The sequence below is a fragment of the Mesorhizobium sp. WSM4313 genome (genome assembly GCF_002294725.1).
GTDB lineage: Bacteria > Pseudomonadota > Alphaproteobacteria > Rhizobiales > Rhizobiaceae > Mesorhizobium.
The window spans coordinates 1-15,234 of sequence record NZ_NSFT01000027.1; the positions used below are offsets into that span (position 1 = coordinate 1).

Below are 15,234 nucleotides of genomic sequence, written 5' to 3' on the forward strand. Positions count from 1 at the left end.
CATCGTGCCGCCGAACTGCCTGTCTGGCTGCACAGATACAATTGGCATCGTCCACATGGCAGCCTAAAGTCAAAAACGCCTATCAGTCGCCTCGCCCTGATCGAGGACAACCTGTTGAAGCTCCACATCTAGGGCATGCGAAAATAGAAAATAACGGGCAAAAAGATGCGCCTTTTCCGACTCCGAGCCTAGATGGTTGAAAGCCTCGAAGTACTCCTTCGTCCGCTCGAGGAGATCTCCCGCATAAAGCGCCAACGGCTGTGACACGGTGACCCTCGGGCGCGCCTTGACCTTCGGCGTCTCAGGTCCACTCTTGGCCATCTCAGATTATCGGCTTAATTCCGGTGCCGGTATGCGACAAAGCCGAACAGAGTAGCCGCTGCGACGTTGAAGATTGCCCACAGCTCGCGCGGCAAATGAACCGGCATGAACGGGTTGAAGATCGCTGCCGCTCCAAACAGCGCCCAAGCCAGGGTGCGATTTTCAGGGCCTGATCGCCACACCATGGCTCCGCAGTAGATCCCGGCGAAAAAGACCACCACGCGGAGGAATTGGTAATAGCCGTACGGCCATGGCGCTACCGCCAGCAGCGAGGCAATAGCTACACAGATGCAGACCAACCGGACCGTTCCGGCCGGCGTCGAAAAGCATTATTTTCAGCAAACTTGATCCTCAAACGCCCAGCACGGTTGTTAGTGGAGTTTCGGCGCCCGCCATATATTTGAAAAGCCAGATTGCCCAAGTGATCGGCCAAATGAACGCCAACATCGCATCCAGGCTCAAGTTAATCAGGATTTTTACGACCACTGATGCATGGCCCTGCCATGTGTCGACGACATTCATCACGTAGGTGATCGGCCCGCCCAGCATGAAGAGGAGGCCCAGCGGAGCTGACATGATGTTCTTCAGCATGTTTGTGTCCCTCAGAAAGGCGTGACCTTCAGTGACAGTGATACGCGCCGGTCTTATGGTTGGTATGGCAACCGTTGGCATCAGTGCCGCCACTGTGTGCAAACGCGCCGGTCGCGCAAGCGATTATTGCAGCGGCCATAGCCGCGAGAAATGTTGTTTTCATTTTATTGCCCTCCCAAAGTATTTCAGACAGAGCACTATTGCCGGTCGGGCACAAGCTGCTCGTGGCACTGTGAACACAAATAGGATAGATGCTCCTCTGTGCAGGCCAAGATCGGGCGAGGAGAATACTTTGGATGGATTGCGATTGATGCACGTCCCGTTGGCGATCCTGCTGACATGGCCAAGGGTGGCGACGGCAAATGAATGCCTCTCGAAGTACACCAAGACCGACGTCTGCGCCTACGCAAAAAAAATGCAAACCGAAATGGCTCCAGCATTGCCCATGCTGATCAGTTCGAACATCTCCGTTCGGAGCATCATCGCAATCGGGCCAAGGATCGTTTTCAACGCCACCTGGGCTCAGACCGATGCGGAAGTAGACGCCAAATTGTTGGCTGCTGGCGTCTCGCGGCCGGTCTATGTCCAGAAGATCGATGAAATGACCAAAAACTATGTCTGTCGTGCGGAGGAACTATCTGCCTTCGTTCGCCTGGGCGGTGAGATCCAGTACACGTATACGACTGTGGATAATTTCCCAGTCGCGAACCCGCTCGTAGCACTCTGTCCTTAGAGCATCGCAGCACGGCTCATGACATGACTAGTCGCGGCCGATCAACCAGTTGATCAGCAGCCATGATCATTTGTTGGAACTCAATTGAGCCTGATCCGCACTAGCAAGTGGATAGAAGTGAATGTGCGGTTGCCCTTTAGCTCTACTATGCATAGAAACCACTCTGCCGGGGGGCGTAAAGTTGGGGTTGTGAGTGCGTGGGCTCTAAATTCGAAAAACTAAATAAGTTGCGTGACTCACTGCGAGAATCCAACCACGATTTTCGGGCGAGCACTCAGCTATTCAACAGCCTGGACCCTGCCAAGATCGACGGCGACCTGGATGTCATTAACCGCGGAAAGCAGCGCGGCGAGGTGAACCAACCCCCGAAAACGGCAAAGAATCTCGACGATGTCGAACATGCCATCGTGGAACGCGTTGAGGATGAGAAGAAGGCTGCGCATCACACTCTTGAGGACAACCTGCAACTCCTTGGAGGTCGTCTTGCCGGCCTCGATTTCGAGGAACAATTCGGTCTAATCCGTCAGACGAATGCCGCTAGCGTTTCGGACTTCAAAGCCTCGGTCGCCGTGGGCCTCGATGAACTTCACGGCCTGAGAAGGGCCCTGAACGACGCCGAAAAAGAGCATGCATGGTTTAAGGAGAAGCACGGTCTCGTTCGTGCCGCGCGTGTGCAGCACGGTGCCGCTCACATTTTCCGGCTATCGCTTCTGCTATTTCTGTTTCTGGTCGAGACAGCGATGAACGGCAACTTCCTGGCCAAGGGCAATGAGCAGGGATTTTTTGGTGGCATCCTTGAGGCTGCGGCATTCTCTTTCATCAACATCGGGGCGGCTTTGCTCCTGGCGGTTTTCTGCGCTCGTCTCGTCACCCATCGGTCGTTTTTCGTAAAATTCGTTGGGATCATTTCAATCCTTTTCTATATCGGCTTGGCGATTTCGATAAACTTGGCGCTAGCGCACTACCGTGAGGTCAGCGGCTCGCTCGCTGACGGCGCCGGCGCTGAGGTCATCCGTAATATGCTCGCCAATCCAGCGGGTCTCACGGACATCAAGTCCTGGTTGCTGTTTGCGATCGGCCTGATGTTTTCGCTTTTCGCTTTTATCGACGGCTGGTTCGTGCTCGACCCTTACCCAGGCTACACTGGCGTTGAAAATCGGCTCGTTCGACGGCGCGATGACTACATCGATCGAAAGAAGGAACTGATCGAAGAGCTGCAGGATGTCCGCGACGACCACAACGAAAAAGTGGAGGAAATCGTCAAGCAGCTTGGTAGTCGCCGGCGCGAGCACCGCGCGATTGTCGATCATCGATCGAGGCTTCTGGCTCTTTTTGCGCAGCATCAAGACCAATTGGAGCGAGCCTGCAATCAGCTTTTGTCGATGTATCGGGAAGCCAACATCCAGGCGAGGACCGAGCCGGCGCCCAAGCATTTCGGAACGCCCTACAAACTTGATCGCATCAAGCCATACGTCACCGGCGAGCGGGAGTGGAATGAGGGAGATGTTGGCGCATCAATTCGCCAGGCGCAGGAGGAACTCAACGAGCAGGTTCGTCTGATTGGTCAGGAATGCGAACGGGGAATTGAGCAGTACCGAGATCTTGATAAGCTTCACCCGGACAGCGTGAATGTCTAGGCGAACCCGCAGACGCAAGAAAGGCAATGCGGGTACCATTGCCGCGGCCATTGCCCTTGGTGTGCTATCCGTTGCGATGTTGGCCGGCTTCGGCTGGATGTGGACCAGGTCTGGCAATGGCCATATCGACGCCAACACGAATTGCCCATTGGACGGACCCTCCAGCCTGACCGCCGTCCTCATCGACGCCACTGATCCAATTTCGGCAACGACGATGGCTGATCTCAAGAACGAGTTCCGAAAGACCATTGGGCAGGTCGAGCCGGGTGGGTATGTGAGGATTTATACCCTGAGCTCGGCGCCTGGTGAGCTGACGGTGATGTTCGATGGATGCAATCCCGGTGATGGGTCGACCGTCGATAGTTGGACCAACAATCCTGCGCGGCGTCAAAAGAAGTGGGAAAACGCCTTCGGCGATCCTTTGAACAAACTTCCCGATGAAATCCCGAATGCGGCTTCCGCGAGCCAATCTCCGATCATGGCTGGAATTCAGAAAATCAAGCTGTCGCTCTTCGATAGCAGCTTGGCCAAACAGGGCAGTCCCAAGCGATTGGTGGTCGCCTCTGACATGATCGAGCATACGACGATTTACTCGCAGTACCGATCGGGACTGGATTACCAAAAATACCTCAACAGCGCCGCCGACCGCACATATGGGACGTCGCTGGATGGGGTGGGCATCACAATTCTTTATATCGATCGGGCAAAGAAGCCATTTCAGACCCTGGATCACGCGGAGTTCTGGACACATTGGGTCCAGAACCATCACGGCGAGTTCGAAAAGCTGGTTGGCTTGGATGGGTTAAACTGATGGCGAGAGCGCACGACAAACCTTTGCTGGATCATCCACGTCTGCCGGTCGTGGTTTTCGCGGCATTGACACTCGGCGGGTGTGTATTCATCGCCATTGCAAAACTCTCAGGCGTAAATCCGATCGTCGCGGCGGTAGCACCGGCCTGCCTGATGTTTTTCTATCTCGGGGTTTCGATCTTTGCTGGAAAGCTACAACTGCACGACGAGCAGACCGGCGATAACCTCTACTATATGGGCTTCCTGTTCACCCTGACGAGCCTTGGGGTCTCGCTGTTTCAGTTTGGAACGGAAGGCTCAACCGACACGATCGTCCAAAATTTTGGCATCGCGATCACGTCGACGATCACCGGTATTGCTCTGAGGGTTTTCTACAATCAGATGCGGCGCGATCCCGCGGACATTGAGCGAACGGCGAGGCACGAACTTGCCGACATGACACGGCGTGTAAGAGCCGAGATGGAAAGCGTAACCAGGGAGTTCGCCGACTTTCGTCGTGTCAGCCATCAAATGCTCGAAGAGGGCTTTGCAGAGATTGCCGAGCAAGCGGCACGCAATGGGGAGCACATTCGATCTGCCCTGGACAATATTGCCATGGAATCGATCAAGCCTGTCCAAGAGGCGTCTGCCAAGCTCAGTGACGCGTTGCAGCACAATTTCGGGCAAGTCGAAACCCAGTTTGCTTCGATAGCGAACCGCGTTGGAGCTGCAGCGGATTTGCTGGATAAAGCCAACAGCTCGATGTCCAACTCTGTTGGAAAGCTCGGTAATCAAGCCGACAATATGGCTGCCAAGCTGGAAAAGGTGGTTGTTCCTGATGAGGTGCTGAAGAACGATCTGGCGCCGATGGTCAAGCTCCTGGGTAATGCTGTCGCACAATATGCGATAAAAACCGAAACAGCCTCGCAAGAGCAGCAAACGCGGATGACCGGTCTTGCCGACGCAGTGATCAAGGTGGCGACTGGAGTGGAGAGAGCGGCAGCGGCCGCAGAAAAGACCGCAGAAACTGTCCAAGCGCAGCAGCGTTTGACTGAGGAGTTCATGGCTGTGATGCAGAAACACAGCAATGAAACACGCGGCCTCGTCGCAACCCTTACACAACATAGCCTCCCGGCCGTGCGCACTCCCCAGCCTCTGAGCAATGCGATAGCGAACGATGTCGAGCGAGTGGCGGCACCTTCCACTGTTGCCTCCCCTGTGGAGACGCCAATCAAGGTTTCGGATGACACGGAGGGCGACACCTTCCGATCGTTAAGCAGTCCGGCGGAGGTGGAGAAGGGTGAACCGCCAAAGAGAGCAAGTTGGTGGGGCAGGTGAGTGAGGTTAGCGGAACAGCCATTACGTTTGAGCGCAAGGGCTATGGCCGCGGCCTGATACTCGGCCTGACGATGGCTGAGACGATGCTGCTTCTCGTTTTCTGCCTTTTGCTTGCTGCAGGCGCGCTCATCGCCAAGACAAAGAAAGAGGCTGCGGCAGCGCAGAAGATTGCGCAGTCCCTCAATGAGAACGCTCGCAAGCTTGACGAGGAAAACAAGCGGTTGCTGGCTCAGCTGAATGCCATGGTCAAGCCTGCAAGTCGACGCAATGTACCAGATCAAGAATGGCGTGAATTGGTCCGGGCCAAAGAGGCCGCAGAGGCAATCAAAAAAGTGGGACTGACCCTTGAGGAAGCGGTGAAAAGCGCGCCGGCCGCCAAAGTCCTCTCTGACAACGACGTCGACGTTGATCAGGCCAAAGCCATGATCGAGAAGATGAAGGTTCTGCGCGAGCTCGGCTACGTTGGCACGGGCAAGACGTCCAAGGATCTTGCTGACGCACTGAAGAAGGCAAGGAACGAGGCCTCTGCTGACAAGCCACACGATTGGCCACCGATCATCAGTCTTAGCGAGCTCGATGGCTATAATTTCGATACTGGAAGTGCGGAGCTTTCCGGTGGCTTCAAAACGAAGTTGCGGCAGATGTCGAAGACCATTGCTGGAATTGCAACTTCCTATGGTGTGGACGTCATTGAGGTGATTGGCCACACGGACGAGCAGGCGATGTCCGGTGACTCATCGAATATGGACAGAGGCCTTCAGCCCGTACTGGCGCGCAAGATGGACATTGGCACACTCCATCCTGCCGACAATGCCGGGCTTGGATTAGCGCGAGCGATCTCCGTCACAGGCATCCTGCGCGATATGCCGGAACTGAAAGGCTTCACCATCCTGCCAATGTCCGGCGGCCAGTTGATATTGCCTGGCGACCGGCTCACCGACGGCGCACAGGCCGGCGACGTCAAGGCGAGGAGGCGAATTGAGATCAGGGTCAGGCAACGTTCGCGAGAGACAGATATTGGACTGGTTCCGGTACCAAAGTTGTGAGGCGAACTGCCCTTGGGTTTCGCTCACAGGGCTTGGGGGGGATTGCGGGGATGGGGTTTTACGTTCGAAAATCGATTAGTGCGGGACCTTTCCGCTTTAACTTCTCGTCTGGCGGGGTTGGCGCGTCCGTTGGCGTGCAAGGTCTTCGTATCGGGACTGGCCCACGAGGGCATTATATTCATGCAGGCGTCGGCGGTCTCTACTACCGAGGCACTTTGGGAAAGCGCAGCGCCAAGCAGACGCTGCAACTGTCTGAATTCCCATCTGGGCCAAAGCCCCATCCAACATCCTCACCCGTGGAATATGTCAGCGGTGGCGTCGTGATGAGAGAAATCGAGTCCGCCGATGTGATCGAGATGCGTGATGAGACATTTGCCAATGTGCTTGATGAAATCAATGCGAGGCAATCGCAGACGCGAATGTCGCTCATCCTGGCCGTGCTGTTTGGGATCGCCGGATTGATCGCAGGCGCAATGCTGGGAGGTGGGGTGGCGCTGATCGGTATTGCTGCCTTTTTGCCGGGCATGCTTATTGGCAACTGGTTGGACAGCTACCGCCGGGTGAGCGTGCTCTACTATGATTTGGAGCAGGACGCGGAGGCGGCCTACGGGCGACTTGTCGCCGCCTTTGACACGCTCACACGCTGCGCGGCGAGTTGGCATGTCGCGGCTGGTGGCAAGATAGAGGATCTGACGACTTGGAAGCGCAATGCGGGAGCCACGATGTTGGTCGATAAAAAGTCGACGACGCTCCAAGCTTCCTTGCCGACGGTTGTTCGCAGCAATGTCACACCACCGTCGATACACGTCGGCCGGCAAATCCTTTATTTCATGCCAGACATGATTTTGGTGAAGGACGGAAACCAGTACGGTGCCGTTGGGTATGGAGACCTCAGGACGCAATTTGCCCCCAGCAATTTTATTGAGACCGGCAAAGTTCCATCTGATGCTGAGATCGTGAGCTATACCTGGGCTCATCCCAATAAGAATGGCGGACCCGACAAACGCTTCAGAGATAATCGGCAGATCCCTGTCTGTCGCTACGAAGCCTTGCGGTTTTCTAGCCCATCCGGGCTCAACGAGCTGGTGGAATTTTCCAAGACAAACGTCAGCCAGCCCTTTTGCCAGGCTCTATTGGCACTCGCGCAAATGCACCGAAACGCTGGTGGCCAGTCCGGCTTGCTGAAAGCGCGCTAAGGAATTGGCTTGGTCAGCAAATGCCTTCGCACGGAATTCCGTCGCCGTCCCGGTCCAATTTGGGTCCCCAGCTACAGTTATTGAGATACCAGCGCGCCTCATCGCATGAGGAGATTTGCTTACAATAGCGACGCGGTTGACACGAATAGCTCTGAGCTATTTGGCGACGGCCTGTAAGGCCGTAGGATGTGTCATTACCGGGTTTATTGTTGGCTGCATGTGTTGCTCGCCAATCCCAAGGGGCTGTGAAAGTGCCAACCCAGATGCCAATCTTGGCCCTTTGGGCATCTGCCTGTTGTGACGCGTAACTACCATGGCTGTATCGAGGCCAATCCAGGGCATAACCCTGTTCGACCATCCAAGACGCAATGCTAGCACCGTCCGCCCGCTGACAATCACCAACGAAGCGGTTGTAACGATCCCACGAAACAAAGTTGCACTGGATGGGTCGGGATTGACTGAGGAAGATGTCCAGTGCTTCTGCGGATTTGCGGCCGCATGGGTATTCTTGCCCGCTTGCGTCGCTGCAGTTTTGGCTGCTTTCAGGTGCGTCGATGCCATTGAAACGAATACGCTGTCCGTGGATCTCGATCGTGTCCCCGTCAACGATGGACGCTACGCCGACGATAGGCTTCGGTTTTGACCCGAGTGCGCTTGCTGTATTGGGTCCCGCGATCTGGTTGCCCCACCCTGTAAAGTAGGAGGTGACATAAGCGCCCACTGCTAGCGTGATCACCAGGATCGCGGCTAATGATTTATGTGAAAAGAAACGCTTGCGCATAATTGAAACCCGGCCGCGTCTTGGCCGCGAGCTGCGGCGATGGGAATAGCGATCGCGATTCAATTTTCGATCCTTTGCGAAGCTGCCAAATGTTTTGCTAGCGCGTCTTTGACTTCTTGGCTGCTGCTTTCTTGGGCGCGGCTGCTGTGCGACCGAGGCCAATCGATTTTGCCAATCTGGAGCGATTGGCTGAATAGTTAGGCGCGACCATGGGGTAATCGTTGGAGAGGCCCCATTTTTGGCGATAGGCGTCGGGCGTCAGTCCAAAATGCGTGTTCAAGTGTCTCTTGAGGGACTTGAACTTTTTGCCGTCTTCGAGGCAGACGATGTAGTCTGGAGTGACTGAGCGCTTGGGGTTGACCGCGGGAACTTGGTCGGGTTTTTCCGGTTCGGACGGCTGGCCGATACGCGCTAATGACGAATTGATGCTGGCAATAAGGTCCGGCAATGAGGAGACCGGCACTGAATTCTTGCTCACATAAGCCGCAACGATATCGGCGGTAAGCTCCATCAGCGCGGTGGCCGTATTTTGGATTTCGTCAGTCACTTCATGGCTCCGGACTTCTGCAGTGAAATCCCGATCTATTACTTATCGGCTAAAAAAACCAGTAGAGGGAGGATACTAAATGCCAGGCGCTAATAGTGATGAATGTTAAAGCGCCAATCAGAATGCGGAACCACGAGAGACGGTGGATTGATTGGGCGCGGCGTTTTCTTTGTATGACCAGGAAAGCGGCTTGAGGCTCACAGGCGGATGCATTTAGATTTGGACGAGTAGGACCTACGCATGACATTTTCGAAAGACCCGCCGCCGGAGGTTAAGCCCCAGAAGGATAAGGCAAAGACTGGATCTGAATTGGACCGCGTTCCAAGTGCGGGAGCCATTCGGGTCCGCAACGGACTCTCTGTGTCAGAAAAAGACATTGTGGAGGCGGCTAAATACGGGGGCAGGGAGCGAGAATCCTCGTCGGATAGCGACTAGGCAAAGGGGGCCAAGAATGCAGGCTCTGACCCATATCACACGTCGCAATATTGGACGGTGTCCAGAAGTGATCGCAGTCGTTTCTAATTGAACACGGCTGTTTTTTCTTGCGCGAACGCTCTACGCGGGCTCTAGCTGGTTCTCCTTTCAAAGGGGATGTAAGTCTTGGACGTAAAACAGTCAGTCTTCCAAAGCGATCTCCCTCTAAAGGAGAAACTCGAGCGCGCCAGGATGGAGTTGCTCGATCTTTCCGCCCGCAATCGACTTTTGAATGTGCCGCGGTTTTCCAAGAGCGCGAAGACGATCGATATCGTCGATGAGAAGTCGTCCGAAATTTATCGATTGCTGGTGACCGAAGGAAAGGCTTTTACCTTCCTGGCCGGCAAGCCCGATAGGCCGAAAGCGGGCCAGGATGAAAGCAGCCCTCCAGACGAAGAGATCGACTATTCCCCCGTCGCTCTCGCCCAACCAGAGGACGATGGAGTCGATAACAGAGGGATATCCGCGCGGCACTCGGACACCAAGCTGCAGACGCGTATGACCCCAACTGGGCTGCAGCGGCGGCTCCTTGATCTCTACCATGATGCCCGCACACTCGAGGAAGAGCAGGGCGTCAATATCCTCTTTCTGGCCCTTGGAATGCTGAAGTGGATTGACCCGAACAACAAAGAGAACATCCGTCAGGCCCCCCTCATTTTGGTGCCGGTTCGGCTTGAGCGAGGGGCCGCTGGAGAAAAATTCCGCCTACGAGCCCGGCCGGAAGATCTTACCGCAAACCTCTCCTTGGAACTCTATCTCGACCGCATTCACAAGCTCGCTCTGCCGCGTTTTGAGGTGGGAGATGACTTCGACGTCTCGGCCTATCTCGATGCCGTTGCCGAAGCAATTTCGACCAAAGAGGGTTGGGAGGTGCTTCGCGACGATATGGTGCTCGGCTTCTTCTCGTTTGCGAAGTTCTTGATGTACCGTGATCTGGATCCGGATCTCTGGCCCGATGGCGCAAAGATTATCGAACAACCGAAGATCCGCTCGCTTCTTTCAGATGGTTTCGAAACACGCGAGCCGCTTATGTCGGACGACATAGCGATTGATCCGCACATTGCGCCCGCCGAAATGTTGCATATCGTCGACAGTGACAGTTCTCAGACACTGGCGATCCATGACGTCAGAAAAGGTCGCGACCTCGTTATCCAAGGTCCGCCTGGGACAGGAAAATCGCAGACGATCGCAAACATTATTGGGTCGGCCGTTGCCGACGGAAAGACCGTGCTGTTCGTGGCCGAAAAGATGGCAGCGCTGGAGGTCGTCAAGCGACGGCTTGACACTGCTGGGGTGGGGGACGCCTGCCTTGAGCTGCATAGTAACAAGGCGAACAAGCGCATGATGCTAGAGGAGCTGCGGCGAACCTGGCAACTCGGATCGCCCAGGGGCCAGCTTCCTTCTTCCCTAACTGATCGCTTGCTGGAGGCTCGCGATAAACTCAACGCACATGCTGCACGAATGCACGTTGCGTTCGGAGCGTCCGAACTCACTCCTTATCAGGTTCTCGGCCAGCTAACCCGACTAAGGCAGGTCGGTCAGAAACCAGTGGACATCGAACTTACGGATGCCACAAGCTGGACAACTGACGGCGTTTCGCAACGTCGCAAATTGCTCGATGAGGTCTCTCAGCGGATCAACGAGATCGGCTTGCCGATCCACCACCCGTGGCGGGGAGTTGGCCTGGATGTCGTTCTTCCAACGACCATTGAGAGGCTCGTCCCACGCATCGCGGCGTTGCTGGACCAAGCCAAGGCACTGCACGCCAAACTGGTCGGTATCGCTGAGCGGATCAAGGCCGAGCCTCCGAAAATTCTCAGCGACAGCGGCGAGATAGAAGATCGCGCTGAGCTTCTCGCGTCCGCGCCTGGACTTCCTGCCGAGGCGCTCGTCTCGCCGGTATGGGATGAGCGTCCGAAAGACATTTCATCGCTTCTCTGGTCAGGAACGGATTTCGCCCGCAAGTCCGAGGAACTTTCGGAGCAGTTGGCGGCAACGGCTATCGACACGCCAATTGAAGGTCTCGAGACAGAGCTTGCAAAGCTTCCCTCGGAATTTCCGAAAGATGGTTTCCATCGTGCGCGACAGCTCACCATTCTGCTCCCACGCTTGAGGGAAGAAGCTGAGCGCCTGAATCAGGAACTCGGATCGGCGATATTGCCAGACACGTTGGCAGGCTTGCTCAGGCTGGCCGTGACCGGCGAGCGAGTAGCGGCAGCACCTGACGCAAGTCCGGAGGCCTTCGCAGCCACCGTTTGGGACTCCGGACTTGAGCAGGCAGGCGACCTTGCCGACAGCGTAGCGACGCTTGAGGCTGCCAGAGCCGACCTTCAGGGCAAGGTTGTTGACGCGGCGTGGAGCACCGAGGTGGCCGCGGCGCGGCAGGCGCTCGCCACACACACGGGAATATTGAAAGCATTGAACGGCGACTACCGTCGCGCCACAGCACTTGCGCGGACTATTGTGGTCGACCCTAGCGCGCCTGCGACGCAGATAGTTGGTCTCCTCGACCTTTTGATGAAGGGTCAGGCTGCCGCAGCAAGAGTCCGCGAAGGCGACGCTTTTGGCCGTTCCGCCTTCGGGGCAGATTGGCGTGGGGAGCGATCGGCTTCCGCGCCACTGCTCGCGCTAGTGGAGTGGATGCGGACTCTACGAGGGCTAGGCCCCGAACCTCGGATTATCGCCGGCCGGATGGCGGAACGCTCCGAGGCCGGTGCGCGTGCAGCGCGCGTTCGCAAGGTTATCGAAATCGGTCGGCCAATTATCGAAGGTTTCTGGAACGATCTCGGGCACCTCGCGTCATCCATGCTAGGCGACGTGGCTTCCGCCGAGCGGGCCTCGCTGCAACTGATGGAAGCGAAGGCGAGCACTGTAGCTCAAGCCGATGATGCGTCACGACAGGTTCTGACTGACGTTCCGGATCTAATCACTGAGCGGGTGGAGCTACTGCGCCGACTAGGCAGACTACAAGCACTTGCTCAAGGGATCGATGCGGGAGAGAGCCTTGGCAAGTTCGTATTCGGCTCGTCGTGGCACGGTCGAGGATCCGATTGGGCCGCTCTCACGCAAGCCGAGCTTTGGCTGAAAGAAAATGGCTCGATCCGACATCTGGCTGCGCGGTTGCCTGAAAGAATCGAGATCGCAAACTCGGCACGTTCAGCACGTGAAGCGGCCCAAGCGGCAGCGCGGGAATTGAAGGCGCTTACAGGGGATTTGAAAGCCGATGCTCCCTCCTTGTTTGGAGTAGTCGATTTTCCGGACGTCGCGATAGGCGAGGTCGTTTCTCGGCTGCAGGGTTGGCTCGATCATCAGGAGCAGCTCTCGAAATGGGTTGCCTATGAAGAGCGATCCGAAACGGCCCGAAAGGCTGGACTGGGACAGTTGATAGACGGCCTAGCCAACGGCCAGATTACAACAGGATCGGCTCGATCAGTTTTTGATATGGCCTACTACGAACGAATGTTTCTGGCGATGGCGACCGATGAGCCGGAGCTGGCAAGGTTCGACGGGGAACTGCATTCCAGGGCTGTACGTGACTTCGCAGATCTGGACCGCCAGCGCATCAAGGCCGGCGCCATCGAAGTTGTAACGGCTCATCACCGGAAAATTCCTTCAAGAGACGGCGGAGCTGGACCTGTCGGACTGCTTCGTTCTGAGATGGCGCGCAGACGAGGCCACATGCCCATCCGGCAATTGATGCAGAAGGCAGGCCCTGCCATCCAGGCGCTGAAGCCAGTGTTCATGATGAGCCCGCTTTCGGTGGCGCAATTCCTGTCGCCCGGCCGGATGTCCTTCGATCTGCTCGTGATGGACGAGGCGTCTCAGATCCAGCCCGTGGACGCACTTGGCTCGGTCGCCAGGGCCAGTCAGGTGGTCGTCGTTGGCGACGAACGCCAACTGCCACCCACGACATTCTTCGCGAAGATGACAGGCTCGCAGTCTGAAGATGACGAGGGTGAGGGCGCGCAGGTCGCCGACATTGAAAGCATCCTCGGCCTGTTCACGGCCCGCGGCTTGCCGCAGCGTATGCTGCGCTGGCACTACCGTAGCCGTCACCAATCTCTAATCGCAGTATCGAACAGCCAGTTCTACGAGAACCGGCTTTTCATCGTGCCAAGCCCTTATACCCAAGAGGCAGGTATGGGGTTGCGGTTTCATCATGTGCCGGAGGGGGTCTTCGATTCCGGCGGCACAGGAACCAATCCGGTAGAGGCGAGAGCAGTAGCGGAGGCGATCATCCGTCATGCGAAGGTGAACCCGCAAGAGACTCTAGGCGTTGCAACATTTTCGGTTAGCCAACGCCGCGCGATCCAGGATGAACTCGAAGCGCTGCGGCGACTAAATCCCGACACCGAGGAATTCTTTCACGCTCATCCAAGCGAGCCATTCTTCGTCAAGAACCTCGAAAATGTTCAAGGCGATGAGCGCGACGTGATCATGATCTCGGTGGGGTATGCCAAGAATGCCCAGGGATACATGGCCATGCGTTTCGGCCCTCTTGGCGCGGAAGGCGGCGAGCGTCGGCTCAACGTCCTCATAAGCCGCGCCAAGCGCAGCTGCGAAGTATTCGCGTCCATCACAGACGAGGACATCGACCTGGAGCGTGGCAAAGGGAAAGGCATCTTCGCCTTCAAGCTCTTCTTGCACTACGCGAGAACAGGGCGAATTTCGCTTGCCCAAGTCACGGTTCGCGAAATGGATTCAATCTTTGTAGAACAGGTAGCCAACGCGCTGATCGAAATGGGTTATCAGGTTCATGCTCAAGTGGGCATTGCCGGCTTCTTCATCGACCTCGCAGTTGCGGATCCAGAGAGGCCAGGCCGCTATATTCTTGGCATCGAATGCGATGGCGCAGAATATCACTCATCTCGCTCGGCCAGAGATCGAGACCGGCTTCGGCAGTCGGTTCTGGAAGACCATGGTTGGATCATCCATCGCATCTGGAGCGCTGACTGGTTCCAACGGCCTCGTGAGCAGCTGGAGCGAACCATACTAGCGATTGAGGCCGCCAGAAAAGAACTCGATGAGCGGGCCGAATTGGGGGTCCAGAGAAATCGAGCTGTAGCCGTGCAGGTTGTTACGGTCGACCGAGGCAACGTGACGGAAATCGGTCTCGAAAGCACAAACGGATCCGAGACACCCAATCGAGCCTACGAAGAGGCCGAACTAAAGCGACCGGGATCGTTCGAACTCCACGAGACGCCCAGCGGAATCATGGCCGGACTGGTCGAGCAGGTCGTGGCTACAGAAACGCCAATCCATGTCGACGAAATAGTTTCGCGTATTCGGGACGCCTGGGGTCTGCAGCGGGCCGGTGGCAGGATTCAGGATGCAATCGAGCGGGGGGTAAGCATAGCACAGAGAGGTGGTTCAGTAGCCCGTCGAGGCAACTTCTGCTTCAAGCCAGGTGTTCCTGTTCGTCTCAGGGATCGCAGTGGGGTCGTGTCCGCTGGATTGCGCAAGCCCGAAATGATTGCGCAGGACGAGGTCGCCCAAGGCGCTATGGAAGTCGTGAAATCCAACCTCGGTGCGACAGAGGAAGAAATCGCCACAGGCGTTGCCAGGATGCTGGGCTTCAAAGCCACAAGCGCACAATTAAGGCAGCTGATTTCAGCTGGGGTCGCCGATTTGGTTGCCAAAGGAGTGTTACGGTCCCAAGACGGCTTGTTGGTGGCCGGCGAATCCGCGAGCGAGAAATTAGCTGAAGTGTAACGGGGCGCTGCAGCGCCCTCGTTGCAATTTCTGTCGAAGCTCGGAACACCTCTTTTGCTGGCGGAGGCC

12 protein-coding genes and 1 pseudogene are annotated in these 15,234 nt (G+C 56.4%); 8 read left to right on the forward strand and 5 right to left on the reverse strand.

Features of this window, described 5'->3' with window-relative positions; all coding sequences use genetic code 11:
- Positions 1 to 132: pseudogene (locus CK219_RS29470) on the forward strand (IS481 family transposase); the annotation flags it as partial.
- 203 nt (positions 133 to 335) lie between these two features.
- Here the strand turns inward: CK219_RS29470 and CK219_RS29475 are convergent.
- The 3 genes from CK219_RS29475 to CK219_RS32765 are packed head-to-tail and all read right to left on the reverse strand — an operon-like array spanning position 336 to position 1,075.
- Positions 336 to 620, reverse strand: a complete 285-nt coding sequence (locus tag CK219_RS29475; RefSeq protein ID WP_063169433.1) for a DUF6804 family protein — start codon at positions 618 to 620, stop codon at positions 336 to 338.
- 52 nt (positions 621 to 672) lie between these two features.
- Positions 673 to 912 carry a hypothetical protein gene (locus CK219_RS29480; protein WP_082826591.1) on the reverse strand — a complete coding sequence of 80 codons (240 nt, stop codon included), beginning with the start codon at positions 910 to 912 and terminating at the stop codon, positions 673 to 675.
- A gap of 28 nt (positions 913 to 940) precedes the next feature.
- Positions 941 to 1,075 (reverse strand): YHYH domain-containing protein, encoded by a 135-nt coding sequence (locus tag CK219_RS32765; protein WP_199489651.1) that lies wholly within the window; start codon positions 1,073 to 1,075, stop codon positions 941 to 943.
- 129 nt (positions 1,076 to 1,204) lie between these two features.
- On the opposite strand from CK219_RS32765, the gene CK219_RS29490 reads away from it, so the two are divergent.
- The 6 genes from CK219_RS29490 (at position 1,205) to CK219_RS29515 (ending at position 7,651) form a co-directional block, all read left to right on the forward strand.
- Positions 1,205 to 1,645, forward strand: a complete 441-nt coding sequence (locus CK219_RS29490; RefSeq protein WP_126066778.1) for a hypothetical protein — start codon at positions 1,205 to 1,207, stop codon at positions 1,643 to 1,645.
- Positions 1,646 to 1,842: 197 nt separating this feature from the next.
- On the forward strand, positions 1,843 to 3,282 hold the full coding sequence (locus tag CK219_RS29495; protein ID WP_063169430.1) for a hypothetical protein: 1,440 nt from the start codon (positions 1,843 to 1,845) through the stop codon (positions 3,280 to 3,282).
- On the forward strand, positions 3,275 to 4,093 hold the full coding sequence (locus CK219_RS29500) for a hypothetical protein (RefSeq protein ID WP_063169429.1): 819 nt from the start codon (positions 3,275 to 3,277) through the stop codon (positions 4,091 to 4,093). The genes CK219_RS29495 and CK219_RS29500 overlap by 8 nt, the downstream gene beginning before the upstream one ends.
- Positions 4,093 to 5,409, forward strand: a complete 1,317-nt coding sequence (locus CK219_RS29505; protein ID WP_063169428.1) for a hypothetical protein — start codon at positions 4,093 to 4,095, stop codon at positions 5,407 to 5,409. Before CK219_RS29500 ends, CK219_RS29505 begins: the two co-directional genes overlap by 1 nt.
- Entirely contained in the window at positions 5,406 to 6,455 is a 1,050-nt protein-coding gene (locus tag CK219_RS29510) for a hypothetical protein (RefSeq protein WP_082826712.1), read from the forward strand. The genes CK219_RS29505 and CK219_RS29510 overlap by 4 nt, the downstream gene beginning before the upstream one ends.
- Positions 6,456 to 6,505: 50 nt before the next feature.
- Entirely contained in the window at positions 6,506 to 7,651 is a 1,146-nt protein-coding gene (locus CK219_RS29515; RefSeq protein ID WP_095770037.1) for a DUF4236 domain-containing protein, read from the forward strand.
- Between the two features lie 13 nt (positions 7,652 to 7,664).
- Here the strand turns inward: CK219_RS29515 and CK219_RS29520 are convergent, their stop codons facing one another.
- Complete coding sequence (locus tag CK219_RS29520) at positions 7,665 to 8,495, reverse strand: thermonuclease family protein (protein ID WP_127224212.1); 831 nt, start codon at positions 8,493 to 8,495, stop codon at positions 7,665 to 7,667.
- Positions 8,496 to 8,529: 34 nt separating this feature from the next.
- Complete coding sequence (locus tag CK219_RS29525) at positions 8,530 to 8,943, reverse strand: MucR family transcriptional regulator (RefSeq protein ID WP_082826711.1); 414 nt, start codon at positions 8,941 to 8,943, stop codon at positions 8,530 to 8,532.
- 636 nt (positions 8,944 to 9,579) lie between these two features.
- Here CK219_RS29525 and CK219_RS29530 point away from each other — a divergent pair.
- Complete coding sequence (locus CK219_RS29530; RefSeq protein ID WP_063169424.1) at positions 9,580 to 15,165, forward strand: DUF3320 domain-containing protein; 5,586 nt, start codon at positions 9,580 to 9,582, stop codon at positions 15,163 to 15,165.
- Positions 15,166 to 15,234: the final 69 nt, after the last annotated feature.

Excerpts from the sequence above, each read along its gene's own strand:
- CK219_RS29480 (WP_082826591.1), bottom strand. The coding sequence starts at position 912 with ATGCTGAAGAACATCATGTCAGCTCCGCTGGGCCTCCTCTTCATGCTG.
- CK219_RS29505 (WP_063169428.1), top strand. The coding sequence starts at position 4,093 with ATGGCGAGAGCGCACGACAAACCTTTGCTGGATCATCCACGTCTGCCG.
- CK219_RS29515 (WP_095770037.1), top strand. The coding sequence starts at position 6,506 with ATGGGGTTTTACGTTCGAAAATCGATTAGTGCGGGACCTTTCCGCTTT.
- CK219_RS32765 (WP_199489651.1), bottom strand. The coding sequence starts at position 1,075 with ATGAAAACAACATTTCTCGCGGCTATGGCCGCTGCAATAATCGCTTGC.
- CK219_RS29500 (WP_063169429.1), top strand. The coding sequence starts at position 3,275 with ATGTCTAGGCGAACCCGCAGACGCAAGAAAGGCAATGCGGGTACCATT.
- CK219_RS29525 (WP_082826711.1), bottom strand. The coding sequence starts at position 8,943 with ATGGAGCTTACCGCCGATATCGTTGCGGCTTATGTGAGCAAGAATTCA.